The sequence below is a fragment of the Kitasatospora sp. NPDC036993 genome, from assembly GCF_055607525.1.
Genome location: NZ_JBVJRP010000007.1, coordinates 309,383 through 332,352, shown reverse-complemented (window position 1 = coordinate 332,352; position 22,970 = coordinate 309,383). Strand labels below are relative to the sequence as shown.

Here is a 22,970-nt window from a genome sequence, read left to right as displayed (position 1 = left end):
CCCGGTCGTCCCACCGATCCCACCAGCCCTACCGGTCCCGCTGGTCCCGGCGGCCCCGGTCGTCTCAGCGGCGGGCCAGCCGGCGCTCCCCGCCTGCCCCGGTCTCGTACGGGAGCTCGTAGTGCGCGAAGACGGCCGGCTCGTCCTCGGCGGGCAGCACGTCGTCGGTACCGATCGCCGGGGCCTGCTTGACCTGGTTGCGGGGGTACACCACCCGGACGTAGTCCGGCCCGGCCACCGCCCCGTCCAGCGGGACGAACACCAGCCGGCGCCGTCCGGCGAAGCCGACCGCCACGGTGGCGAAGAACGGCTCGTCACTGGCCGTCTCCACGTAGACGGACTCCAGCGAACCGATGCGGTGGCCCTTGTCGTCGACCACGGCGTGGCCGCGCCACTCGCGGATGTCTGCCATTGCGATTCCCACGGCCCCGCCTCCCGTCCCCGACTGTTCCACTGCCCCGGCCTCCCATCCTGCGCCGCCACCGGCGGAGGCGCGCGGCGAGGACGTGTGCCCGGCCCGCCCGACGAAAGGGACATACGGGGGTGACCCGGCCAACCGGCACCGAGGCCGTGACCTGGGCTTTAGGCTGGCCGCCAGCAGGACAGCGAGTTGATCACCAGTGGTGTCTGGGCGGAGGAGACGGCAGCCGTGGGATACGAGAACATGCGGGAGTCCGGCGAGGCCGGGATGCCGGCCGACCTGCGGCCCGACGTGCCGCACCCGGCCCGGATGTACGACTACTACCTCGGCGGGAAGGACAACTTCCCCGCCGACCGCGCCGCCGCCGAGAAGGCGCTCGCCGCCAACCCGGAGTTCCGCTCCACGGCCCGCGCCAACCGGGGTTTCCTGACCCGCGCGGTGCGGTGCGTCGCCGCCCTCGGCACCGAGCAGTTCCTCGACGTCGGCACCGGCATCCCGACCGCCGGCAACACCCACGAGATCGCCCAGGCGGCCAGGCCGGGCGCGCGGGTCGTCTACGTGGACAACGACCCGATCGTGCTCAGCCACGCCCGCGCCCTGATGGCCGGCTCGGGCCCCGGCCGCACCGCCGTCATCCGGGCCGACCTGCGCGAGCCCGCCGCCCTGCTGGACACCGTCCGGGCAGTGGGACTGCTCGACTTCTCCCGCCCGGTCGGACTCGTCCTCGCCGCGGTCCTCCACTTCCTGCGGGACGAGGACAAGCCGTACCAGGCCCTCGGCACCCTGCTGGACGCCCTGCCCTCCGGCAGCCACCTGGTCCTCTCGCACGGCACCGCCGACTTCATCCCGTCCGAGATCCGCGACCGCGTCACCGGCGTCTACGACAAGGCCACCGCGCCGCTCGTCGGCCGCTCCCGCGAGGAGGTCCTGGCCTTCTTCGAGGGGCTCGACCTCCTCGACCCCGGCGTGACCACCGTCCCCCTCTGGCGCCCCGAGACCACCCCCGCCCACGGTGCCGACCGGGTCAGCATGTACGGCGCGGTGGCCCGCAAGCCCTGACGGCACTCGCGCGGGCCGCGGGCCGGGCCCACGCCGCCGCCGGATTCCGCGTGGTGGTCCGGACCGCCTGGACCGGAGCGGACAGCCGGGCCATCACCGCGGGGGCGCCGAACGCGCGTGGGTGGAGCACCTGATGGGGCACCCGCCGGACCGCTACGGGCACGCCCGGGGGCGGAGCGCGGCCGGGAGTGACCCCTCGGTGCCCGGAGACCGCTCAGACCACTCAGAGCGGGCGGCCGGGCGGGACCAGGCCGGTCTGGTAGGCGATGGCGACGAGCTGGGCCCGGTCGCGGGCGTCGAGCTTGGACATCGCCCGGTGGACGTGGGTGCGGACGGTGAAGGGACTGACGAACATCCGCTCGGCGATCTCCTCGTTGGTGAGGCCGGTGGCGGCCATCGACATCACCTCGCGCTCCCGGGCGGTGAGGACGGCCAGCCGCTCGCTGGTGAGGGCGCCGGACGCCGGTTCGGGCTGGGCCAGGAGCTGGTCGATCACGGCCCGGGTGGCGGCGGGCGAGAGCAGTGCGTCGCCCGCCGCGACGGTGCGGACGGCGGCGAGCAGCTCCTTCGGGTCGGCCCCCTTGCCGAGGAAGCCCCCGGCGCCGGCACGCAGCGCCTGGGCCACGTACTCGTCGATCTCGAAGGTGGTGAGGATGAGCACCCTGGTGCCGGACAGCTCCGCGTCCCCGCAGATCTCGGCGGTGGCGCCGAGGCCGTCGGCGCCGGGCATCCGGATGTCCATCAGCACCACGTCGGGCCTGGTGGCCCGGGCGAGCGCGACGGCCTCCCGGCCGTCGGCGGCCTCGCCGACCACCTCCATGTCCTCCTCCGCGTCGATCAGCATGCGGAAGGCGCCGCGCAGGAGGGCCTGGTCGTCGGCGAGCAGTACCCGGATGGTCATGCGTGGTCCCTGTCCTCTCGGACCGCGGCGTCCGCTCGGGCGGTGCGGTCCTGTCCTTCGGCTGGTGCGGGGCGATCGGTGCGGGCGGTGCGCGCGGCCTGGGCTGCGCGGGCCAGGTCGGCGGCGGTGACCGCCTCGGGGCCCTCGTCGCGGGCGCCGGTGCGCAGCGGCAGTTCGGCGGTGACCAGGAAGCCCCCGTCGGGCCGCCGGTCGGCGCTGAGCCGGCCGCCGACCGCGCCGGCCCGCTCGCGCATGCCGATCAGGCCGAAGCCGCTCTCGCTCGGGGGGTGCCGGGGCAGCGGGACGGCGCGGGGGCGGCCGGTCGCGGTCGGACGGCCGTTGGCGACGCTGACCGCGACCCGGCTGCCGCTGTAGGCGAGGGTGATCTGGGCGTCGGCGCCGTGGGCGTGCTTGGCCACGTTGGTCAGCGACTCCTGGACGATCCGGAAGGCGGTGAGGCCGACGCCGGGCGACAGCGGGCGGGCCTCCCCCTCGACGGTGAGCCGGACCGGCAGGCCGGCCCGCTCGAAGGTGTTGATCAGCTCGGGCAGCCGGTCGAGCCCGGGGGTGGGTTCGAGCGGGGCGGGCTCCTCGGCGCGGCGCAGCAGGCCGACGGTGGCGCGCAGTTCCTGGAGGGCCGAGCCGGTGGCGTCGGTGATGTGGCTGAGCACCTCGCGGGCCTGGACGGGGTGGCTGTCCATGAGGTGGACGGCGATGCCGGCCTGGGCGTTGGCGAGGGCGATGTGGTGGGCGACCACGTCGTGCAGGTCGCGGGCGATCCGGATCCGCTCGTCGGCGACCCGCCGGAGGGCCTCCTCCTCGCGGGTGCGCTCGGCCCGTTCGGCGCGCTCCTCGATGGCCGCGAGGTGGGCGCGGCGGTTGCGGATGGAGTCGCCGAGGGCGCCGGGCAGCAGGGCCCAGGCGAGGACGCCGAGCCGTTCGCCGAGCGGGCCGCTCGGGCCGAACAGCAGCGCCATCCCGGTGAGCAGGACGGCGGTGGCGATCGAGGCGCGCAGCGCGGTGGCCCGGTCGGTGCGGACGGCGAGGCAGTAGAGCGCGACCAGCAGCGGGGCGGCCAGGGCCGGGCTGAGCCGGGGGCTGGTGGAGGTGAGCAGCACGGTGCAGAGCAGCGTGACGGCGACCACCGCGCGCGGGTGGCGGCGGTGGGCGAAGACGGCGGTGGCGGCGCCCAGCGCGATGGCACCGGTGAGCGGGTCGAGTCCGGTGTAGCGGCCGCCGCTCTGGTCGATGGTGGCTCCGAGGCCGGTGACCGTGATCAGGGCCGCGCCTCCGGCGATGTCGAGCAGCCGCGGATGGTCGCGGCGCAGACGCTGCCAGATGTCGCTCATGCTCGTGCTCTCCGGGTCGGGTTGCCCTGGCCGCGCCCTCGCCGGGCGGCACCGGTTCGTGCCGCGCGGGCCCCGGTGGGGGTGGCGGTCCTGGTCGGAGGCCTCCGCGACGGGCGGTGGCCTCCGACAGCAACGGTAACGGTTGGGCTCGAACCGGTGTCCGAGCCGGATGTGACCGGACCCGGCCGTGGCGGTGCCTGGCCGGGTCCGGGGTGGTGCCAGGCCGGGTCCGGGGTGGTGCCAGGCCGGGTCCGGGGTGGTGCCAGGACCGGCCCGGGTGGATCCGGGCCGGACCGGGCGGCACCGGTCTAGACGGTGACCGACTCCCTGGCCTGAGCCTGCTCGGGGGCGGCGGCCTCCAGCTTGCTGCCCTCGACGTCGACGTCCGGTATCAGCCGGTCGAGCCAGCGCGGCAGCCACCAGGCTCGGCGGCCGAGCAGGGCGAGGACGGCCGGGACGATGGCCATCCGGACGATGAAGGCGTCGAAGGCGACGGCCGCGGCCAGGCCCAGACCCATCATCTTGATCATCGGCTCGTTCATCCCGATGAAGCCCGCGAAGACGGCGATCATGATGAGGGCCGCTGCGGTGACCACCCGGGCGTTGTGCCGGAAACCGGTGACGATCGCCTCGCCGGGCTCCTCGCCGTGGACGAAGCCCTCACGGATCCGGGTGACCAGGAACACCTCGTAGTCCATGGCGAGGCCGAAGACCACACCGATCATGAAGATCGGCATCATGCTCATCACCGGGCCGGTCTGCTCCACCCCGATCAGGCTCGCCAGCCAGCCCCACTGGAAGACCGCGACCACGGCGCCGAGCGCGGCGACCACCGAGAGCAGGAAGCCGAGGGCCGCCTTCAGCGGGACGAGGACGGAGCGGAAGACCACCAGCAGCAGGAGAACGGCGAGGCCGACCACCACGGTGAGGTACGGCAGCAGCGCGTCGGACATCTTCTGGGAGACGTCGATGTTCATCGCCGTGGTGCCGCTGACCAGGACCGTGGCCCCGGTGGCCGTCTTCAGGCCGGCCGCGTCGCCGCGGATGGCGTGCACGATGTCCTTGGTCTCGGCCTCGCTCGGACCGGTCGCGGGAACGGCGTTCAGCAGGGCGGTGTCGCCCTCCTTGTTGAACATCGGCGGCGTCACCGCGACGACCCCGGGCAGGCCGGAGACCTTCTTGGCGACCTCGTTCGCGGCGGCCTTCGGGTCGGCGACGCCCTTGGCGTCCACCATGACCGTCAGCGGGCCGTTGAAGCCGGGACCGAAGCCCTCGGAGAGCAGGTCGTAGGCGCGGCGCTGGGTGGTGGAGGTGGGCTTGGACTCGTCGCCCGGAAGGCCGAGCCGCAGGTCGAGCGCGGGGGCGGCGAGCACGCCGAGCGCGATCACGCCGCCGAGCAGCACCGCGAGCGGACGGCGCAGGATGAAGCGGGCCCAGCGGGCGCCGCCGTTCTCCTTCGCGGCCGGGGCCGCCGCGGCGCCCGCCTTGCGGGCCTTGCGGGGCAGCACCTTGCGGCCGAGGAAGCCGAGCAGCGCGGGGACCAGGGTGAGCGCGACCAGCACGGCGATCACGACCGTCCCGGCGGCGGCCATGCCCATCTTGGCCAGGATCGGGATGCCGACCACGGAGAGGCCGGCGAGCGCGATCACCACGGTGAGGCCGGCGAAGACCACCGCGGACCCCGCGGTGCCGACGGCCCGGCCCGCCGCCTCCTGGGGCGTACGGCCCTCGGCGAGTTCGGCGCGGTAGCGGGAGACGATGAACACCGCGTAGTCGATGCCGACGGCGAGGCCGAGCATCATCGCGAGCGTGCCGGTGGTGGCGGAGAGCCCCAGCGTGCTGCCGAGCGCGGTGATCAGCGCCATGCCGAGGCCCACGCCGATCACCGCCGTGAGCAGCGGCAGGCCGGCCGCGAGCAGCGAGCCGAAGGTGATCACCAGGACGACGGCGGACAGCGCCATGCCGATCGCCTCGCTGCTGCCGCCCGCGTCGGGCTTGGCCATCAGCGCGGTGCCGCCGATCTCGACCTTGAGCCCCGCGTCCCGGCCGTGCTGGGCGGCCTGCTCCAGGGTGTCGGTGGCCTCCTTGGACACCTCGCCGACCTTGGCGGAGTAGTTGACCGTCGCGTAGGCGGTGGTGCCGTCCTGGGAGACCGCGCCCTGCATCTTGAACGGGTTCACCGCGCCGGTGACCTGCTGGGACCGGGCGACCTCGTCGACCGTCCGCTCGACCGCCTGCTGGTTGGGCCCGGCGGTGATCTTCTGGCCGGAGGGGGCGACGAACACCAGGCGCGCCATGGCTCCGTCGGCGTGGCCGCCGGGGAAGCGCTCGTTCATCAGGTCGAAGGCCTTCTGCGCCTCCGTACCGGGCATCGCGAAGCCGTCGTCGGGTGCGGCGGGCGCCTTGGCCGCCAGGACTCCGCCGACCGCCAGCACGGCGACCCAGAGGAAGGTCACCAGCCGGCGCCGGACGAAGGCCCATCGGCCCAGGCTGTAAAGGAACGTGGCCACGGGAGAGCGGACTCCTTCGGATGCGGTTCTCGGGAACGAACGCGCCGCGGCCGGCCGGAGGTCCTGGCGGACGCGGTCCGCCGCAGCATGACCAATCCTTGATCGCCGGCCCCTGCTCCGTCGTCGTCCCTGTGCAGGCCGTTTGCGTACTGCGGACGCAGTAGTGCCATCCCCCGCACGGAGGAGCGCACGCCCGGCACCGGAAGTAGGGCCCGGACCTGCGACGGAAGCAGATCCGGTCACCCGCGCGGGCCTCGACGGCGGGCCGCGGCCCGGTGGGCGAAGTAGCGTGATGTGCCTGACCCGTCCGCTGACGTGCGGTTCGGGAGGATCCGTCCCGATCGGTGCTGCTCGCGCAGCCCGCCGCCGGAGGTGCCCCATGGGCGTTCCAGCCGCCCGCATCGTGTTCGACGAGAGCGACCGCGCGGCGGTCGCCGAAGCGGTGACCGAGATGCTCACCACCGGCGCGCTGACCCTCGGTCCGTGGACCGGGCGCTTCGAGCAGGCCTTCGCCGCCGAGCACGGCGCCTCGCACGCCGTCGCGGTGAGCAGCGGCACGGCGGCGCTGGAGGTGATCCTGCGCAGCGTCGACGTCCGGGGCCGCGACGTGGTCGTCCCCGCCGTCACCTTCTACGCGACCGCCGGCGCGGTGGTTCACGCGGGCGGGCGGCCGGTGTTCGCCGACGTCGACCCGGCCACCCTCGCGCTCTCCCCCGAGGCCCTGGAGGCGGCGCTCACCCCGGACACCGCCGCGGTCGTCCTGGTGCACGTCGGCGGGCTGGTCGGCCCGCAGGTGCACGCCCTGCGGGCGCTCTGCGACCGGCGCGGCATCCCGCTGGTCGAGGACGCCGCGCACGCCCACGGCAGCAGCTTCGAGGGGCGTGCCGCCGGGACCTTCGGCCTGGCCGGGGCCTTCTCCTTCTACCCGACCAAGGTCACCACCAGCGGCGAGGGCGGGATGATCCTGACCGAGTCTCCGGAGCTGCGCGACGAGGCCCGGATCTACCGCGACCAGGGCAAGGGCTCGTTCACCACCAACCACCACGTGAGGCTCGGCTACTCCTGGCGGATGAGCGAGCCGCACGCCGCGATCGGCGCGGTGCACCTGCGCCGGCTGAAGGAGTTCATCGAGACCCGCCGGGCCGTCGCCCGCCGCTACGACACGGCGCTGTCCGGGCTGGACGGGCTCGACCCGGTGCTGGAACCGCCCGGTTGCCGCGGCAACTACTACAAGTACGTGGCGCTGCTGCCGGCCGGGGTGGACCGCGCGGAGTTCAAGCGGACGCTGGCCGAGGAGCACGGGGTGCGGCTGTCCGGCGAGGTCTACGACCTGCCGCTGCACCTCCAGCCGGTGCTCGCCCCGTACCGGCGCGGGCCGCTGCCGGTGGCCGAGGACGTCTGCGCGCGGCAGGTCTGCCTGCCGGTGCACTCCGACATGACCGAGGACGAGACGGAGCAGGTGATCGACGCCGTCTCCGCGGTGTACCGGCACCTGGCCGGATAGCCGGAGCGAAGGGAGCAAGATCGTGCGGATAGCCGTCACCGGGGGCTGCGGATTCATCGGCTCACACGTCGTGGACCACCTGATCGCGGCCGGCCACGACGTCCTCGCGGTGGACACCACCGACAAGTACCTCAACCCGGACGCCGAGCACGCGCGGCTCGACGTCCTCGACCTCAAGGCGCTCACCGCGGCGCTGGCCGGCAGCGAGGTGGTCTACCACCTGGCCGCGATGGCCGATGTCGAGCGGGTCTGCGCCGACCCGGTCCGCGCGGTGCGGACCAACATCGACGGCACCGAGGCCGTCCTGGAGGCCGCCCGGCGCAGCGGTCTGAGCCGGACCGTGCTGGCGAGCACCGTCTGGGTCTACGGAGCCGCCCTCGCCGACGAGCAACTCGACAGCGGCGAGCAGGAGTTGGACGAGCACGTGCCGATCGGGCTGGAGCACAGCGGCCACCTGTACGTGGCCACCAAGCTCGCCGCCGAGATGCTGGTGCACAGCTACCGCGAGCTCTACGGGCAGCACTTCACCATCCTGCGCTACGGCATCCCGTACGGGCCCAGGATGCGCGACGAACTGGTCGTCGCCCGGTTCGTCCAGGCCGCGCTGGCCGGGCGGCCGATCACCATCGCCGGCGACGGCCGGCAGAGCCGCAACTTCGTCTACGTCGAGGACCTCGCCGACGCCCACGTGCGGGCCCTCTCCCCCGCCGCCGAGGACCAGACCTTCGCGCTGGAGGGCTCGACGGCCGTCTCGGTACGGGACATCGCCGACACCGTGGACGGACTGCTCGGGCCCGTCACCATCGAGCACATCGACGGGCGGAAGGCCGACTACGCGGGGCGGCGGATCTCCTCGGCGCAGGCCAAGCGGCTGCTGGGCTGGTCGCCGAGCACCAACTTCACCGACGGCGTGCGCCGGTACGCGGACTGGTACCGGGCCTCGCTCGGCTCGGCCGCCGCCGGCTGACGGGGCCGCCCGATGCCGCACGCCCTGCTGGTCTCGGGATCGCTCGGGCAGGGCCACGACGTGATGGCCCAGGCCTGCGCGGACACCCTGCGCGAGCGCGGCTGGACCACCCGCACCGTGGACGCGATGGCCCTGCTCGGCCGGCGCTCGGGCGCGGCCGGGGAGGCGGTGTTCCGCCGGCTGCTCGACCTGCCCGGGGTGTACGACGCCTTCCACTTCTCGGCGCTGCGGCCGGGCGCCAGGATCGCGCTGCTCGCCGACGCGGCGGCGCGCGGCCGGCTGGTCCCCGCGCTGCGGGAGCTGATCGAGGCGCAGCGGCCGCAGCTGGTGGTCTCGGTGTTCGCCACCGCGACCTCGGCCGTCAACCGGCTGCTGCGGCAGGCGCCGGAACGGGAGTTCCGGCACTTCGTGTTCTGCACCGACGTGACGCCCCACCGGCTCTGGGTGCAGGAGGGGACGGACCTGTTCCTGGTCACCTCACAGGTCGCCGGGTGCGCGGTGCGGCGGTACCTGCCGGACGCCGACATCGCCGTCGTGCCCGCGCCGCTGCGGGAGCCGTTCTACCGGCCGCCGGAGCGGGCCGCGGCCCGGGCGGAGCTGGGCGTGCCGGCGGGCGCCCGGTGCGTGCTGCTGATGTCGGGCTCCTGGGGGCTCGGCCCGCTCGCCCGCACCGCCGCCTCGCTGGCCGCCGCCGGGCCGCACGTGCTCGCGGTGGCAGGGCGCAACCGGGAACTGGAGCGCCGGCTGCGGGCCGCCGCGCGCCGGGAGCCCCGGCTGCACCCCTACGGGTACACCGACCGCGTCCCCGCGCTGATGGCCGCCGCCGACCTGGTGGTCACCAGCTCGGGCGACACCTGCAGCGAGGCCCGCGCCCTGGGGCGGCGGCTGCTGCTCCTCGACGTGGTGCAGGGGCACGGGCGCGACAACCTCCAGCACGAGCTGGAACTCGGCCACGCCGATGTCGCCACCGCCCGCCCGGCCGAGGTGGTCCGCAACGCCCTGGCCGCGCTCGGCCGCCCCGAGCCCGCGCCGTCCGTCGGCGCGACACCGGCGGCGTGGCAGGCGGGGTTCGGGGCGGCGCTGCGGAGGGTGGGGCTGGGGTAGCCGCGGCAGGCGGGTCAGTACAGGCCGTCGGCGCCCGAGCAGGTGAGGGTGCCGGTCACCGTGCCGGTGTCGCCGAGTTCCTCGGTGACGGGCATCGCGGTGAGCGTCGCGCCGTGGGCGGTACGGCTCGCCTGCCCGCCGATCGGGACGCTGCCCTTCCAGAGCACCGGACGGAAGCCCTTGAGGGTCAGCAGCAACCGGGCCTCGCCGTCCTTGAGGACGAGTTCGGCGAGTGCGTCGTTCAGGCTCCTGGGGGTCGCGGTGAGGCTCAGGGCCCCGGTCGGTGAGGCCTCGCCGACGCAGGCGACCGAGGCGAAGCGGTAGCTGCCGCCGTTGGCCGCGGCGAGGGTCAGGCCGCTGCCGACGGACGTCCCTGACCCCGGGTCGGGGGTGCCGGAGGACGGCGTGACGGTCTGCGTGACGGACGGAGCGGGAGCGGTCGGGGCGGGGGCAGTCGGGGCGGGAGCGGTCGGTGACGCGGCAGAGGCCGAGGGCGGGCCGGACGAGACGACCGGCCCGGGCGACGAGCCGGATCCGCCGCAGCCGGCCACCAGGAGGGCGGCTGCTCCCAGCGCGGCGAAGGACCAAAGTCGGTGCAATGAACGGACGTTGACGTTCACGGGCGACCCCCTGCTCGTTCGGCGTGGTGGTCCTGACGACGCGTCGGTCACGCCGGACGGTTCCGCCCGGCGGGCGGGTGCACCCCGTGGTCGCGGAGGGGGCCGAGGGTGAGCCGGTGGGTGCGGCAGTGGGCGGCGATCAGCGGGAGGGCGGCGAGGGTGGCGCGCCAGGAGCCGGGGGCGGAGGTGCAGTCGGAGTCGTGCAGCAGGAGGGTGGCGCCGCCGGTGAGGCCGGGGCGGGCGGTCGCGTAGACGGACTCGCCGGTGGCCTCCGCCGTCCAGTCCCGCCCCCAGGCGGTCCACAGCACGCTGCGCAGACCGAGCCGGCGGGCGGCCAGGGCGGGACCGGCGGTCAGGACGCCGTACGGCGGGCGGTACCAGAGCGGGCGGGCACCGCAGAGGTCGGTCACGGCCTCGTCGGCGCGGCGCAGTTCGCGCAGGTCACGGGCGGGGGCCGGGTACCACTGCCGCCGGTGGTGCCAGCCGTGGACGGCCACCTCGTGGCCGCGCAGCACCAGCTCGCGGCCGAGCGCGGGGGCGCGTTCCAGCATCGCGCCGAGCAGGAAGAAGGTGGCGCGGACACCGAGTTCGTCCAGCGCGTCGAGGACGTACGGGGTGCTGCCCGGATCGGGGCCGTCGTCGAAGGTCAGGGCGATGTGGGCGGGCGCGGTGCCGTGGCCCGCGGTGCGCCGGGCCAGGGTGCGGCGCAGCGGCGGGAGCCGGACGGCGGCCGGGGCGAGGTGCAGGAACTCGACGCCGGCGGCGAGGGCGAGGACCGTGGCGGCGGACTTCCCCGGGCGCCCGGCGCTCGTTCGGCACGTCATGGGGCACGCCCTCCGGCACGCACCCCAACGCCGCGCCCTGATCCGACAAGATCCACGAGACGCGCCCTATCCGAAGCGCGCGGCCATCCGGCGGAACACGCCAGGCGCCGCGCCGTGGACGCGGGCCGGGAAGCCGAGCCACTGCGGGACGTACAGGCGGTCGCGCTCGGTGGTGATGGTCGCCACCACGATCTCGGCGACCCGCTCCGCGGTGACCGGGCGGGGCCGCTCGCGCTGGTACGGCGTGCCGCGCCGGTCGAAGAACGGGGTGTCCACCGCCCCCGGGAGCACCAGGCGCACCCCCACCCCCGTACCGCGCAGCTCGTACCAGAGGCTCTCCGCGAACATCGTCAGCCCGCCCTTGGTGGCCGCGTAGCCGGACTCCTCGCGCACGCCGACCTGGCCGGCCATCGAGCCGAGCAGCACGATCCGGCCGTGGCGGCGCTCCAGCATGCCGGGCAGCAGCAGTCGGACCAGGCGCAGCGGGGCGGCGAGGTTGACCTCGATCATCCGGTCCAGGGTGTCCGAGGGCGTGCGGGCGTACGGGCCTCGCCAGCCGAGGCCGGCGCTCGCGATCAGGGCGTCCACCCGGCCGGCCTCGGCCAGGGCGGCCTCGGCGAGGCGGGACGCGCCGTCCGGCTTGCTCAGGTCCTCGGGCAGGGCGCGGCCTCCGGTGCGGTCGGCGAGTTCGTCGAGGCGGGCGCGGTCGGTGCCGGAGAGCAGGGTGTGCCAGCCCGCGCCGGCCAGGCGGACGGCGGTGGCGAGGCCGATCCCGGAGGAGGCGCCGGTGATCAGCGCGACGGGGCGGTCGGCCGGGTCCGCGGGGCTCGTCGAGTCCTGCGGGGCCGACCGCCGGGGTCGGGGGTGGGGCTCCTCCGCCATCGGGCACCTGCCGCTCTGTGACCGGGTCGCCGTCCGTTTTGTCCGGCAAGTCACCTTCGCATGACGCAGTCGTCCGGGCTACCGGGGCGGGACGGCCGGCGCCGCCTCCGCGTCCCGGTGCGGAGCGGACAGTTCGGCGGACGCGCCTTCGAGTTCGCCGAAGCGGGAGAGCACGAAGGTGCCGCCCACCGCCACCGCGAAGCCCGTCAGCGCGCACCACTCGAATCCGGGGCGCGCGGCGTCGCCGAGCGCCGTCACGCCGACCAGCGCCGGTCCGAAGGTCTCGGTCACCGTGCCGGCCGCGGTCGCCGCGGTGACCGTGCCGCGTTGCAGGGCCAGGGCGTAGGCCAGGTAGCCGCCGAGGCCGCCGAGGGCCAGCGCGTAGGCGGCGGGGTCGGTGAGCGCGGCGAGCGGGCCGGACACATCCAGGACCCGGACGGCCAGACTGGTCACGCCGAAGCCGATCCCGGCCAGCAGCCCCAGCCCGGCCGCGGCCACGTTGCCGCCCCGGCGCACCAGGACCAGGGTCGCGGCCAGCACGACGGCCGTGGTGGCGAGCAGCACCCAGTGGAAGGCGGGCGCGGCGTGGTTGCGCCCCTCCTGGCCGGAGCCGAGTGCCAGCAGGGTCAGCCCGACGACCACGGCGAGGATGCCGGCGAGATCGCCCCGGCGGAGCCGTGCGCCCAGCAGCCAGACGGCGGCCGCGGCGGTGACGGCCAGGCTGGCGTTGGTGACGGCCTGCGCGAGGAAGAGCGGGAGGGTGCGCAGGGCGACGATGCTCAGCACGAAGCCGAGGATGTCCAGCAGCGTGCCGAGGACGAACTGCCAGGACCGCACCAGCCCGGCCAGCAGCCCCACCCGCACCCGGTCGGCGCGCGGCACCGACCGTGCCCCGCGCGCCTGGAAGACCGACCCGAAGCCGAAGCACACGCAGGCGGCCGACGCGGTGGCGAGTCCCAGCAGCATGCCTCTCCCAGCCTCGCGGGGCAGCATCGATCCACCACCAGTCTGTGCCCGGTGGAGCGGGGACGCACGGGTGGAGGGGCCGGGACCGGGAGGGGCCCGGCGGCCCGCGCCGGGCAGCGGGACCGGATGCTAGCCGAGGGCGCCCGCGAGCAGGGTGGCGGTCCTGGCGACCAGCGGTTCGTCCATCGGGGCCGCCTCGGCCGGCTGGGTGGTCAGGACGGCGAGCAGGACGGGGGCGCCGGACGGGGTCCAGGCGATGCCGACGTCGTTGGTGGTGCCGTAGCGCCCGGTGCCGGTCTTGTCGGCGAGGGCCCAGTCCGCCGGGAGGCCCGCGCGGAAGCGGTGGGTGCTGGTGGTGTTGCCCCGCAGCCAGCCGGCGAGCAGGTCCCGCTTGGCCGGCGGCAGGGCGTGGCCGAGGACGAGGTGGCCGTAGGTGCCGGCGATGGCCTGCGGGGTGGTGATGTCGGTGCGGCGGTCCGGCTCGGCACTGTTGAGCTCAGGCTCCCAGCGGTCCAGACGGGTGACGCGGTCGCCGATCGACCGGGCGAAGCGGGTGACGGCGGTCGGCCCGCCGAGCTCGCGCAGCATCAGGTTGGCCGCGGTGTTGTCGCTGTGGTCGACTGCGGCGGCGCAGAGTTCGGCGACCGTCATGCCGTTCGCCAGGTTCTTCTCCTCGCTGGTGACCGACCCGCCGCCGGCCCGCACGATGTCCTCGGCGGTGTAGTGGATCCGCTTGGCGAGGAACTCCCCGTCGCGGTCGAGGTCCCGCAGGACGGCGGCGACCGCGACGGTCTTGAAGACCGAGCACATCGGGAAGAGCTCGTCCGCGCGGAACCGGACGGTCCGGCCGGTGGTCAGGTTGCGGGCGAAGACGCCGAGGCGGGCGGCGTGCTCCTGTTCGAGGGCGGCGAGGGCCGGATGGAGGCCGGTGCCGACGGACGGATCGGCGGACGGGCCGGCGGCGGACGCCGCGAACGCCGGTCCGCCGGTCGCGGCGGTGACGGCGACGGCCGCGCCGAATCCGAGGCCGAGGACGGCCCGACGGCTGTGACCGCCGTGACGGCTGGGGTGGGCTTCCGAAGGCTGCGGACGCATGTTCCTCCTCCGATCGATTGTCGCGGCGCGGGCCGCCTTCTCGATCAGCAGGACGCGCTTCGAGCGCCGATGGTTCGTCAGCGGCCGTAACCGGGGGCCTGGTTCACCCGACGGCCCGTCCTTCCCTGCCGGACGGCCACCGCCGCGCACTCCCGAGAGGGCGAGCGCTCGACCGGCTCGCTCACTCCGAGGCCGTCGGGGACGCAGTGGAACAGGGCATCGGGGAGAGCGCGACCGGGCGGGACCGGTCGCGTCCCGAACAGCTTCGGAGCATACCAATCAACCATCGGCGCCCATGAGATGACCATCTGTATTCGGATTGCATCCTGGAGTGACAGGCCTGATGGAATGAGGATGGGCACCTACAGCCCGACCCTCGGGTGGCCCGGCGAGCAGCCCACGGCCACGGAAAGCAGGCCCGATGACGATCGACAGGGGTGCCCCGGCGCGCAGGTACCGGGGTGCCACGGCCGTGGCGCACGTCCGCGGGGCGGAGGCCGAGCCGGCGGCCGGTGCCGACCGCGATGCCCGGTCCGACCCCGGGCTCCGCCTGGGCATCGCCTACGACGCCTTCTGCGAGACGCATGAACCAGCCTGGCATGCCCTCGCGTTGACCCGGATAGGCAAGCGGTCCGACGCGGCGCTGGTGGTCGGAGCGGTGAAGGCCGACCTGGCCCGCTGCTGGCCGCAGGTGTTGCAGTTCGAGGAACCGGCCGCGTACGCCTGGCGGTTGGCCAACGGGCACATCGCGGACTGGGTGGCCGCCGACGACTCGGTCGAGGTGGAGGCGGTCACCTTCGCGGCGGTGATCGGCGCCTTCAAGCAGGTCGCGAAGGGGCTGCTGCACAGCGAGGCGGACGAGGTGCGGCTGTACGCGGCGATCCTCGAACTGCCGGACCGGCAGCGGGACGTGGTGATCCTCCGCTACCTGCTCGGCCTGCACGTCAAGGTGATCGCGGCCTACCTGGGAGGGCCGGTGGCCACCGTGCACTCCAACCTCCGGCACGCCAGGGAGCGGCTGGCGCGCCGCCTCGGCGTGGGTGAACTCCCGGACAGCGGAGGCGAACTGTGACGGCGCTACCGGAGGAGCGGACCCCGGCCGGCGCGGCGCCCGCGGTGATCCGCGGACCGGGCGGGCCGAGTGTCCGGCGCGCCGCTGCTGCACCACCGGCACGGAGTGGTCCGCTGGACGACCACGGCGACCCGTTGGGGTGAGTGACACCCGGACTGCCGTGGTCATTCCTTCAGGTGAGCGCGGACAGCCGGTCGACGACGTCCGGGGCGCGCCCGCTTCCGGCCTCGGTCCGTTCCCCCTCAGGCGCCGCGTGCCGGACGACGTAGTGGTGCGGCGCCATCGCGGTGTCACGGCCGGGCAGGGCCGCGATCACGGCGCGGTGGGCCTCGGCGGGGCCGAACCCGGGAGTGGTCGCCGTCACCTCGGCCACCAGCTTCCCGTCGACCAGCGACAGCCGGTGGCCACCGAGGGCGGTGTCCAGGAGGTCGTGGACGGCCGCGAGATCGATCCAGGAACCGTCGATCAGCCGCCACTCGCCCGCCCGGTCGCCTCCCGGCGGGCCGAGCACGGCGGTCAGGTCGGCGAGCAGCACCGGCCCTTCGGCCGCGGCCGCGAGCACCGACCGCAGCGCGCGGGCGAAGCTCTCGGTCTCCTCGGCGTCGAACACCTGGGGGCAGGCGACCAGGACGAAGTCCAGGCTGCCGGTGATCCGCAGGATCGTGAACATCAGCCGTACCGGCAGCGGCGGGGCGGGCAGCACGGTGAGTTCGGGGTCGGCGGCCGGGGGCGGCTGGGCGTCGGCGACGGCGGCCGGGATGGTGAGGCTCAGGTCGTTGACGACCACCTGGCGGCCGAACCGGGCTCCCCGCAGATGGGCCGCGTCTTCCACCAGCTGCCAGACCTGTTCGGCGTCCAGGGTGCTGTGCCAGTAGGCGCTCAGCGAGGCGGACTTGGCCCGGCCGATCAGCTGGTCGAGGTCGGCGGCCTCGGTGTCGAGCAGGATCAGCGCGTCCTGCGCGAGGGTCCCGACGTGGTCGATCAGGGCGGCGCGCTGGCGGTTGGCGGACAGCGCCGACATCACCAGCTCGCGCCGGCCGGAGCGGTGGGCGACCAGCGCGGCGAACGCGGCGAGCAGGACGACGGACGGGCTGGCGGCAGTGCGCCGGCAGACGGCGGCGAGGTGGTCGGCGGCGGTGCGCGAGCGGACCAGCAGGGCGCCGTGGTCTCGGGGCGGGCCGACGATCCGGGTGTCCGCGAAGACGGTCTGCGGTCCCGTGGTCAGGACCCGGGCCCAGTGCCGCAGTGCGGCGGCGGACCTGCGACGGCCCTGCGGGCTCTGCTCCGCGACGGCGATCCGCAGCGGGGTCGCCGCGGTGACCGGCGGCAGTTCCTTCCTGCCGGCGAGGGCGTGCCAGTCCTGGATCAGCACCGCGGTGGCGGCGCCGTCGGCACCCGCGTGGCAGACCACGGCGATCAGTCGCAGCAGCCGCTCGCCGGCGGCGACCAGGGTGAACCGGACCCGCGGCGGCGCGTCGAGATCCACCGGGACGGCCACGTCCTTGGCGCCCAACTCACTGGCCAGTGCGTCCAGTTCGGCTTCAGACCGGCTTCCCGCCTCGACCACGGCGACGGCGAACCGGCCGGCCGGGTGCACCACCTGACGATCCGGGAAGCCGTCCGGCCCCGGGCCCGCGGGGAAGGAGGTCCGCAGCGACTCGTGCCGCTCGACCAGCAGGCGCAGGGCGACCAGCCCGGAGGGGACCGAGGTGCCGTCGGGCACCGGCCAGACGGACTCCTTGTTGATCTGCTCGGGGGCGCTCGACCGGATGCAGCGGATCATGTTGTCCTGGCCGCGGGTGAGCGGGCCCGAGCCGCCGCCCTCGGTGGCGTACCGGACCGTGATCCGCCGAGCGGTCGGTGGCGCGCCGCCCGGCGTCGCGCTGGGCGACGCCGGCTCGTTCGGTGTGGCGTCCTGCGGTATCACGTCGCACGCGCCTTTCGGCTTGCCCGGGAGGGCTCGGCAGGGGGTGTGGCCAGGACGCTACCAGCGCCCTCGCGGACTGGTCCAGACCAAACCTGCCCAGGCCTGCTACGGCATCAATTCAGCTTCCACACACGGGAGTTGACATGAACTTCCGAATCTCCGAGCACCGCGACGGCAGCCCGGAACGGCCTCGGCGCCGGCACGTCGCAGATCCGCGACGGGCCGGCGCCGAGGCTTCCGGGATCGGTGACCGACACCGGCGACGGGCCGGCCACGGGCACGCCGAAGGACTGGGTGAGCCGGCCTCCGTAGGCCTTGACGCAGGCCTCCCGGCGGCACCACAGCATGGTGAACCGCGTCGCCCGCTCGGCCGGTTCGACGGGCTCGGCGACGAACCGCGCCTCCTCCGCGGGGAACCAGCGGGCGGCCATCCGCCCGGCCGTCCGGGGCTCGTGGAGCCGCTCGACGTCGACACCGACCGCCCGCCCCTCGGCGAGGGCCAGCACCGCGAGCGTGGACGAGGCCGACCAGTTGACCCGCAGCGCGCCCGCCTCCGCCGGCTCGGGTTTGCCGTACCGCCCGTACCGCCAGACCAGCTCGGCCGGGCCCACACCGATCCTGGCGGCGACCAGCTGTCGGACGGCGCCGCGCACCATGGTGAAGCGCTCACCCGGCCCGGACTCCAACCGCGCCGCCCTGGCACGCTCGTCCGGGTCGAGCAGCGGCCACAACTCGGCGGCCGCGACGGCCGGCTGACGCGTGTCGATCAGCCAGAGGTCGACCGCCGTCACGGCAGGGCCAGCGTGCTGAGCACGCCGAGCCGCCGGTCGTACCCGGCCAGCATCACGGGCCGCCCGTCCGCCCGCCACTGCGGCAGGTGTTCGGCCAGCTCGGCCCAGAGGCCGGTGAACGGCTGGGCCGCCGGGGGCTCCTCCGCGCCGGACGGACCGGACGCGCCGAAGCCGGGGCCGAGCAGCAGCACCCCCTCGGGCCCGAGCTCCTTCGCCTCGGCCAGGACCGCCTCCTCCGGGGACGTCACGCCCCGGGACTGCCGTACGGCCAGGCCGGCACCCGGAGCCGCCTCGCAGACCAGCACCACCACCGCGTGCCGCTCGGGCAGCGCCACCGGCTCGGCCGGCTCGTAGTGCAGCGCGGTCTGCTCGGCGAGCACCACCACGGCCCGCCGGCAGGTGCCGGTGCGGTGGTGGTCGGCGGCCAGCCGCAGCGCGGTGAAGGCCACCGCGCTGCCCTGGTCGCAGACCGCGAAGGCGAGCGGGCTTCCCGGGACGGAGCGGCTGAGCGCCAGCGAGGACGGGGCGCCGGGCCTGACGTCCGGGGTGTCGAAGGCGAGGATCAGCAGGTCGGCCGGCTCGTCCTCGGCCAGCGCCTCGCGCAGCAGTCCGGCGGCCAGCTCCTCGTAGGAGTGGCCGACGCCCTCGCCCAGCAGGTCCTCCCGCAGCGGCAGGCCGTAGGGGCGGACGAGGTCGGAGACGAACACCCGCAGGTCCGGGTCGAGCGAGGTCTCCGAGCGGCCGTCGAAGCGGCGGGCCAGCGCCCGGGTGATCCGCAGACCGGTGGGGGCGGGGGCCACCCGGTCAGTCCTCGGGGATGACGTGCCCGGCGACGTAGTCGGCCAGCCTGACGACCGACCGCAGGTCGTCCTCGGTGATCTGCTCGACGTCCACCTGGATGTCGAGCGACTCCTCCAGCTCCAGGATCAGCTCGATGGTGCCGGCCGAGGTGAGGCCGAGGTCGTCGAAGAGGCAGGCGTCCTGGGGGATCTCGGGCATCTCGCGCTTGAGGACGCGCGGCAGGAGATCGCCGATGCCGTGCAGGATGCGCTCGCGCAGTTCGGGGTCAGTGGTCTGGACCACGGCTTCTGACATGGGTGTCCCGTCCCGTCGTACGTGGGATGTGTGCTCCGGGGCTTGCAGGTACCCCGGGGCTCTGGGGTTGGTCTGGATTTCCGGCGGTGGCGTGCGGACGGCGGCTTCCGGTGGAACCGGCGGCCCGTCAGTACCGCATCGCCATCGCGGAGAAGGTGGCTCCGACACCTGCGGCGGCGATCAGGTAGTGGTCGCCGCGGCGGATCAGCCCGCGTGTGGTGGCGGTGTGGAGATTGATGAGGCTGTCCGAGGCGAAACTGTGCCCGACCGACCGCACGTTGTCCAGCACGACTTTCTCGACCGGATAGCCGATGCGGCGCGCGATCATCCGCCAGGACGCCTGGTTGACGTTGTGCGGCAGGATCGCGGAGAGGTCGGAGAGGTCCAGACCGGCCTGGTCCAGGGCGGCCTCGATCGCCTCCACCATCACGTTCGGGTACTCGCGCTGGTAGCGGGCCAGCAGGTCCTGGTCCTCGGCCAGCCGGCCGTCGAACTCCGGGCGCTGGCGCACCACGAAGGAGAGCACCCGGTGGCGTTCGCCACTGGCGCTGACCAGGCAGGCGGCCGCGCCCTCGGCGAAGATGCCGGTCTCGGGCACGACCTGGGCGTCCCTGGTGAACGTCTTCTCACCGGTCAGCACCAGGGCGAGCGCCGCCGGATCGGGGTCGGACGCGAGCAGCCGGCCGGCCAGGTCGATGGCCAGCAGGCCCACCGCGCAGGCGTGGTGGGTCACCGTGAAGGCGTTGGCATGCGCCAGTCCCCGGGCGTCGAGCAGGTCGTGCAGCGGGTTGAGCGGGTGGGGCACCGCCACCGGCATGCTGCGGGCGTGGATCACGAAGCGGATGTCGCGTTCGCGTCCGCGCAGCTCCGGCAGGTCGTCCAGGGCGGCTTCGAGCAGGTCGGGCAGCTTCCCGGTCGGATCCAGACGCAGCTGGTCCAGGCCGTGGAAACGGCGGAATAGACGGAGTTGACGTGGGGTCAGGCCGATCCGCTCGCCCACCGCCTCGATGGGCACGGCGTGTGGGGGGAGGTGAACGGCCACTGCCTCCAGTGCGGTCACCCGGGCTAGTATTCCGACACCCGCCTGGTCGCACAAGTGATCTCGGGCCCTCCACCGTCGCCGCCACCCTCCGGAAGACGCCAACTGCGCTCCGCCGCGGCCGCATTCCCCTTCGTACCGTCGAGCAGGTGGGACATCTCTCATGCCGAATCCTGAACCCCCCTCCCCCGTGTCCGCGTTGAACCGGGAGCTGGTGGCCCTGCTGGTCGAGGTGGCCGGTGCGCCGCCCGGCTGGGCGCGCCACGTCACCCCGGACGCCCGGCTGGACGCCGACCTGCTGCTGGACGAGGCCGAACTCGCCGAGCTGGCCCGCCGGCTGACCGGACGCTTCGGCCCGGCGGCCGACCTGGCCGCGCTGCGCGCCGGGCTGGACCTGGCCGCCCTGGAGGCCCTGACCGTCGCCGACGTCCAGCGGCTGGTACCCGGCGTCGCCGACGCCCCGCGACCGATCCCCGAGGAGGACGCCCGATGACCCGGTTCCTGCTGGTGATGCCGCCGTTGACCGGCCACGTCAACCCGGCCGCGGGCATCGCCGCCGAACTGACCGCGCGCGGCCACCAGGTCGCCTGGACCGGCACCGAGTCGGTGCTGCGCCCGCTGCTCGGCCCGCGGGCCGAGGTGCTCGGCACCGGCACCCGGGCGTTCCGGGCCCAGGGAGGGCACGGCCTGGCCGCGCTGCGCTCGCTCTGGGAGGGCTTCATCGTCCCGTACGCGCGGTTCACCGCGAAGCCGCTGGACGCGATCGTGCGGGAGTACCGCCCGGACGTGCTGCTGGTCGACCAGCACACCCCGGCGGGCGCCCTGGTCGCGCACCGGCACGGCCTGCCGTGGGCGAGCTTCGCGCCGGGGGCGATGGAACTGGGGCGCCCCTACCGGGCGTTGCCGCAGGTCGAGGCGTGGATGACCGGGCTGCTGCGCGGCCTGTGGGAGCGTGCCAGGCTGCCCGAGCGGGAGTACCTGGACCCGCGCTTCTCCCCCGCCCTGGTGCTGGCGACCACCGGCCCCGCGCTGACCGGCCGCGCCGCGCCGCCGGAGCACGCGCTGGTCGGGCCGGTGCTCACGGCACGGCCGCACGACGAGACCTTCCCGTGGGAGCGGCTGCGGCCCGGCCGGCGACGGGTACTGGTCACCATGGGCACGCTGGCCGGCGAGCTGGGCGCGGACTTCCTGGCCAGGGCCGTCCGGGCGCTGGAGCTGTGCGGCGAGGACGTGCAGCCGGTGTTCGCCGCGCCGCGCGAGCTGCTGCCCGGACTCCCCGCCTCGGCCGTGGCCGTGGACCGGGCTCCGGTGCTGGAGCTGATGGCGCGCGGCGAACTGGACGCGGTGCTCTGCCACGGCGGCATGAACACCGTGGGCGAGGCGCTGGCGCACGGCCTCCCGCTGGTCACCGCGCCGATCCGGCACGACCAGCCGTTCGTCGCCGCCCAGCTGACGGCGGCGGGCGCGGGCCTGCGGGTCCCCTTCGCGCGCGTCACGCCGGAGCGGCTGGCGGACGCGCTGCGGTCCGTACTCGACTCGACGGACCACCGGGAGCGCGCGGTTCAGGTCGGGAGGGAACTGCTGGCCGGGGGCGGTGCGCGGGCCGCGGCGGACCGCCTGGAGGCGCTCGGCCGGTCCGGCCTGACGGCGGCGGCCGGCTCCGTGCCGACGCCCCCTTAGCAGACCGGGAGAGGGAACGTCCATTGGTCTAGGCCATTGTTTCCTGGGCGGGGTTCGCCCTAGGGTGTCGCAGCGGCACCGCCCTTCGCAGGTGCCGGGCCCCGCCTTCCCAGGTGCCGTGGCAGCCCATCCCCGCACGGGAGTTCCGGTTGATCGAGACCGCGGGACTGTGTAAGTCCTACCGCAAGAAGACCTCCCGCCGCAGCGGCGAGAACCCCACCGTCGACGCCGTCCGCGGCATCGACCTGTCGGTCGCCGCCGGCGAGATCTACGGCTTCCTGGGCCCCAACGGCGCCGGGAAGACCACCACCCTGCGCATGCTGGCCACCCTGATCCGCCCGGACGGCGGACAGGCCACCATCGCCGGGGCCGACCTGTTCACCGACCCGGCCGGAGTCCGCCGCCGGATCGGCTACGTCGCCCAGGGCGGCGGCACCACCGACAACGTCAGCGGTCGCGAGGAGCTGGTGCTCCAGGCCCGGATGCACGGCTCCCCCAAGGCGCAGGCCGTCCAGGCCGCCGAGGACGCGCTCAAGGCCTTCGACATGGGCGAGTTCGGCGACCGCCCGTGCGCCACCTACTCCGGCGGCCAGCGCCGCCGGGTGGACATCGCGCTCGGGGTGATCCACCAGCCCCGGGTGCTGTTCCTGGACGAGCCCACCGTCGGGCTGGACCCGGCCAGCCGGGCGCACGTCTGGGAGGAGATCCGCCGGCTGCGCACCGAGGGCATGACGGTGGTCGTCACCACCCACTACCTGGACGAGGCCGACGCGCTCTGCGACCGGGTCGCCATCGTCGACCACGGCCAGGTGGTGGCCGAGGGCACCCCCGAGGCGCTCAAGCGCGAGATCTCCGGCGACGTGGTGCTGGTCGGCCTGGACGGCGGGGAGGCGGTCGCCGAACGGGCCGCGGAGGTGCTGCGCCCGCAGCCGTACCTGCACCGGCTGGAGCCCAACGGCGACGAGGGGCTGCGGCTGTACCTGGAGGACGGCGCCGCCGCCATCCCGCTGCTGCTGCGCGCCCTGGACGCGGCGGGCGTCACGCCCGGCACCGTGCAGCTCCAACGGCCCAGCCTGGACGACGTGTTCCTGGCCCGCACCGGCCGCTCGCTGCGGCAGTCCTGACCCCCGACCCGAAGCACCCGGACCCGCACAACTCCCTGGG

22 protein-coding genes are annotated in these 22,970 nt (G+C 74.8%); 8 read left to right on the top strand and 14 right to left on the bottom strand.

All coding sequences use genetic code 11. The features are described from left to right. Positions 1 to 64 precede the first annotated feature (64 nt). Positions 65 to 412, bottom strand: a complete 348-nt coding sequence (locus ACZ7C5_RS17650; RefSeq protein WP_401084251.1) for a PRC-barrel domain-containing protein — start codon at positions 410 to 412, stop codon at positions 65 to 67. A 276-nt stretch (positions 413 to 688) separates the two neighbouring features. Here ACZ7C5_RS17650 and ACZ7C5_RS17645 point away from each other — a divergent pair, with 276 nt between their 5' ends. After that, positions 689 to 1,480 (top strand): SAM-dependent methyltransferase, encoded by a 792-nt coding sequence (locus ACZ7C5_RS17645; RefSeq protein ID WP_401084525.1) that lies wholly within the window; start codon positions 689 to 691, stop codon positions 1,478 to 1,480. Positions 1,481 to 1,703: 223 nt separating this feature from the next. Here the strand turns inward: ACZ7C5_RS17645 and ACZ7C5_RS17640 are convergent, their stop codons facing one another. The 3 genes from ACZ7C5_RS17640 to ACZ7C5_RS17630 all read right to left on the bottom strand — a co-directional run bounded on the left by ACZ7C5_RS17640 (position 1,704) and on the right by ACZ7C5_RS17630 (position 6,240). Then, a complete protein-coding gene (locus ACZ7C5_RS17640) occupies positions 1,704 to 2,381 on the bottom strand; it encodes a response regulator transcription factor (RefSeq protein ID WP_188301033.1) in 678 nt (225 codons plus the stop codon). Further along, positions 2,378 to 3,730: a sensor histidine kinase gene (locus ACZ7C5_RS17635; RefSeq protein ID WP_401084247.1), complete on the bottom strand. Its 1,353-nt coding sequence runs from the start codon at positions 3,728 to 3,730 to the stop codon at positions 2,378 to 2,380. Before ACZ7C5_RS17635 ends, ACZ7C5_RS17640 begins: the two co-directional genes overlap by 4 nt. A gap of 308 nt (positions 3,731 to 4,038) precedes the next feature. Continuing rightward, positions 4,039 to 6,240, bottom strand: a complete 2,202-nt coding sequence (locus tag ACZ7C5_RS17630) for an MMPL family transporter (protein ID WP_470322886.1) — start codon at positions 6,238 to 6,240, stop codon at positions 4,039 to 4,041. Positions 6,241 to 6,619: 379 nt separating this feature from the next. Between ACZ7C5_RS17630 and ACZ7C5_RS17625 the strand changes: the two genes are divergently transcribed. The 3 genes from ACZ7C5_RS17625 to ACZ7C5_RS17615 are packed head-to-tail and all read left to right on the top strand — an operon-like array spanning position 6,620 to position 9,815. Further along, positions 6,620 to 7,744 (top strand): DegT/DnrJ/EryC1/StrS family aminotransferase, encoded by a 1,125-nt coding sequence (locus ACZ7C5_RS17625; protein ID WP_401084241.1) that lies wholly within the window; start codon positions 6,620 to 6,622, stop codon positions 7,742 to 7,744. Positions 7,745 to 7,766: 22 nt separating this feature from the next. Beyond that, positions 7,767 to 8,711 carry an NAD-dependent epimerase/dehydratase family protein gene (locus ACZ7C5_RS17620; RefSeq protein ID WP_401084238.1) on the top strand — a complete coding sequence of 315 codons (945 nt, stop codon included), beginning with the start codon at positions 7,767 to 7,769 and terminating at the stop codon, positions 8,709 to 8,711. A gap of 12 nt (positions 8,712 to 8,723) precedes the next feature. After that, the gene (locus tag ACZ7C5_RS17615) at positions 8,724 to 9,815 is read left to right on the top strand and encodes an MGDG synthase family glycosyltransferase (RefSeq protein ID WP_401084235.1); all 1,092 of its coding nucleotides are present in this window, start codon (positions 8,724 to 8,726) and stop codon (positions 9,813 to 9,815) included. 14 nt (positions 9,816 to 9,829) lie between these two features. On the opposite strand, the gene ACZ7C5_RS17610 is transcribed toward ACZ7C5_RS17615, so the two are convergent. The 5 genes from ACZ7C5_RS17610 to bla all read right to left on the bottom strand — a co-directional run bounded on the left by ACZ7C5_RS17610 (position 9,830) and on the right by bla (position 14,202). Beyond that, positions 9,830 to 10,435 (bottom strand): hypothetical protein, encoded by a 606-nt coding sequence (locus ACZ7C5_RS17610; protein ID WP_470322885.1) that lies wholly within the window; start codon positions 10,433 to 10,435, stop codon positions 9,830 to 9,832. A 47-nt stretch (positions 10,436 to 10,482) separates the two neighbouring features. Then, positions 10,483 to 11,259 (bottom strand): polysaccharide deacetylase family protein, encoded by a 777-nt coding sequence (locus ACZ7C5_RS17605; protein WP_401084229.1) that lies wholly within the window; start codon positions 11,257 to 11,259, stop codon positions 10,483 to 10,485. Positions 11,260 to 11,325: 66 nt separating this feature from the next. Beyond that, complete coding sequence (locus ACZ7C5_RS17600; protein ID WP_401084226.1) at positions 11,326 to 12,141, bottom strand: SDR family NAD(P)-dependent oxidoreductase; 816 nt, start codon at positions 12,139 to 12,141, stop codon at positions 11,326 to 11,328. A 78-nt stretch (positions 12,142 to 12,219) separates the two neighbouring features. Next, positions 12,220 to 13,107: a hypothetical protein gene (locus ACZ7C5_RS17595; protein WP_470322884.1), complete on the bottom strand. Its 888-nt coding sequence runs from the start codon at positions 13,105 to 13,107 to the stop codon at positions 12,220 to 12,222. A gap of 129 nt (positions 13,108 to 13,236) precedes the next feature. Then, positions 13,237 to 14,202 carry a class A beta-lactamase gene (gene bla / locus ACZ7C5_RS17590; RefSeq protein ID WP_470322883.1) on the bottom strand — a complete coding sequence of 322 codons (966 nt, stop codon included), beginning with the start codon at positions 14,200 to 14,202 and terminating at the stop codon, positions 13,237 to 13,239. A gap of 421 nt (positions 14,203 to 14,623) precedes the next feature. Here bla and ACZ7C5_RS17585 point away from each other — a divergent pair, with 421 nt between their 5' ends. After that, positions 14,624 to 15,274 carry a sigma-70 family RNA polymerase sigma factor gene (locus tag ACZ7C5_RS17585; protein ID WP_401084220.1) on the top strand — a complete coding sequence of 217 codons (651 nt, stop codon included), beginning with the start codon at positions 14,624 to 14,626 and terminating at the stop codon, positions 15,272 to 15,274. 172 nt (positions 15,275 to 15,446) lie between these two features. Here ACZ7C5_RS17585 and ACZ7C5_RS17580 read toward each other — a convergent pair whose 3' ends face one another. From ACZ7C5_RS17580 to ACZ7C5_RS17560, 5 genes are all read right to left on the bottom strand, one after another. Beyond that, positions 15,447 to 17,201, bottom strand: a complete 1,755-nt coding sequence (locus tag ACZ7C5_RS17580) for a condensation domain-containing protein (RefSeq protein WP_401084218.1) — start codon at positions 17,199 to 17,201, stop codon at positions 15,447 to 15,449. Between the two features lie 113 nt (positions 17,202 to 17,314). Continuing rightward, entirely contained in the window at positions 17,315 to 17,992 is a 678-nt protein-coding gene (locus ACZ7C5_RS17575) for a 4'-phosphopantetheinyl transferase family protein (RefSeq protein ID WP_401084216.1), read from the bottom strand. After that, on the bottom strand, positions 17,989 to 18,792 hold the full coding sequence (locus ACZ7C5_RS17570) for a hypothetical protein (RefSeq protein WP_470322882.1): 804 nt from the start codon (positions 18,790 to 18,792) through the stop codon (positions 17,989 to 17,991). Before ACZ7C5_RS17570 ends, ACZ7C5_RS17575 begins: the two co-directional genes overlap by 4 nt. Positions 18,793 to 18,796: 4 nt before the next feature. Beyond that, positions 18,797 to 19,087, bottom strand: a complete 291-nt coding sequence (locus tag ACZ7C5_RS17565) for a phosphopantetheine-binding protein (RefSeq protein WP_188299031.1) — start codon at positions 19,085 to 19,087, stop codon at positions 18,797 to 18,799. Between the two features lie 127 nt (positions 19,088 to 19,214). Continuing rightward, positions 19,215 to 20,147: a 3-oxoacyl-[acyl-carrier-protein] synthase III C-terminal domain-containing protein gene (locus tag ACZ7C5_RS17560; protein ID WP_401084212.1), complete on the bottom strand. Its 933-nt coding sequence runs from the start codon at positions 20,145 to 20,147 to the stop codon at positions 19,215 to 19,217. Positions 20,148 to 20,316: 169 nt separating this feature from the next. Here ACZ7C5_RS17560 and ACZ7C5_RS17555 point away from each other — a divergent pair, with 169 nt between their 5' ends. The 3 genes from ACZ7C5_RS17555 (at position 20,317) to ACZ7C5_RS17545 (ending at position 22,930) form a co-directional block, all read left to right on the top strand. After that, positions 20,317 to 20,619, top strand: coding sequence for a hypothetical protein (locus ACZ7C5_RS17555; RefSeq protein WP_401084210.1), 303 nt, complete (start codon positions 20,317 to 20,319; stop codon positions 20,617 to 20,619). Beyond that, positions 20,616 to 21,806 carry a glycosyltransferase gene (locus ACZ7C5_RS17550; RefSeq protein WP_470322881.1) on the top strand — a complete coding sequence of 397 codons (1,191 nt, stop codon included), beginning with the start codon at positions 20,616 to 20,618 and terminating at the stop codon, positions 21,804 to 21,806. The genes ACZ7C5_RS17555 and ACZ7C5_RS17550 overlap by 4 nt, the downstream gene beginning before the upstream one ends. Positions 21,807 to 21,973: 167 nt before the next feature. Next, positions 21,974 to 22,930, top strand: coding sequence for an ATP-binding cassette domain-containing protein (locus ACZ7C5_RS17545; RefSeq protein WP_470322945.1), 957 nt, complete (start codon positions 21,974 to 21,976; stop codon positions 22,928 to 22,930). The last annotated feature ends 40 nt before the right edge of the window (positions 22,931 to 22,970 follow it).

Excerpts from the sequence above, each read along its gene's own strand:
- ACZ7C5_RS17640 (WP_188301033.1), bottom strand. The coding sequence starts at position 2,381 with ATGACCATCCGGGTACTGCTCGCCGACGACCAGGCCCTCCTGCGCGGC.
- ACZ7C5_RS17565 (WP_188299031.1), bottom strand. The coding sequence starts at position 19,087 with ATGTCAGAAGCCGTGGTCCAGACCACTGACCCCGAACTGCGCGAGCGC.
- ACZ7C5_RS17650 (WP_401084251.1), bottom strand. The coding sequence starts at position 412 with ATGGCAGACATCCGCGAGTGGCGCGGCCACGCCGTGGTCGACGACAAG.
- ACZ7C5_RS17615 (WP_401084235.1), top strand. The coding sequence starts at position 8,724 with ATGCCGCACGCCCTGCTGGTCTCGGGATCGCTCGGGCAGGGCCACGAC.
- ACZ7C5_RS17625 (WP_401084241.1), top strand. The coding sequence starts at position 6,620 with ATGGGCGTTCCAGCCGCCCGCATCGTGTTCGACGAGAGCGACCGCGCG.
- bla (WP_470322883.1), bottom strand. The coding sequence starts at position 14,202 with ATGCGTCCGCAGCCTTCGGAAGCCCACCCCAGCCGTCACGGCGGTCAC.
- ACZ7C5_RS17585 (WP_401084220.1), top strand. The coding sequence starts at position 14,624 with ATGACGATCGACAGGGGTGCCCCGGCGCGCAGGTACCGGGGTGCCACG.
- ACZ7C5_RS17595 (WP_470322884.1), bottom strand. The coding sequence starts at position 13,107 with ATGCTGCTGGGACTCGCCACCGCGTCGGCCGCCTGCGTGTGCTTCGGC.
- ACZ7C5_RS17635 (WP_401084247.1), bottom strand. The coding sequence starts at position 3,730 with ATGAGCGACATCTGGCAGCGTCTGCGCCGCGACCATCCGCGGCTGCTC.
- ACZ7C5_RS17605 (WP_401084229.1), bottom strand. The coding sequence starts at position 11,259 with ATGACGTGCCGAACGAGCGCCGGGCGCCCGGGGAAGTCCGCCGCCACG.
- ACZ7C5_RS17645 (WP_401084525.1), top strand. The coding sequence starts at position 689 with ATGCCGGCCGACCTGCGGCCCGACGTGCCGCACCCGGCCCGGATGTAC.
- ACZ7C5_RS17550 (WP_470322881.1), top strand. The coding sequence starts at position 20,616 with ATGACCCGGTTCCTGCTGGTGATGCCGCCGTTGACCGGCCACGTCAAC.
- ACZ7C5_RS17600 (WP_401084226.1), bottom strand. The coding sequence starts at position 12,141 with ATGGCGGAGGAGCCCCACCCCCGACCCCGGCGGTCGGCCCCGCAGGAC.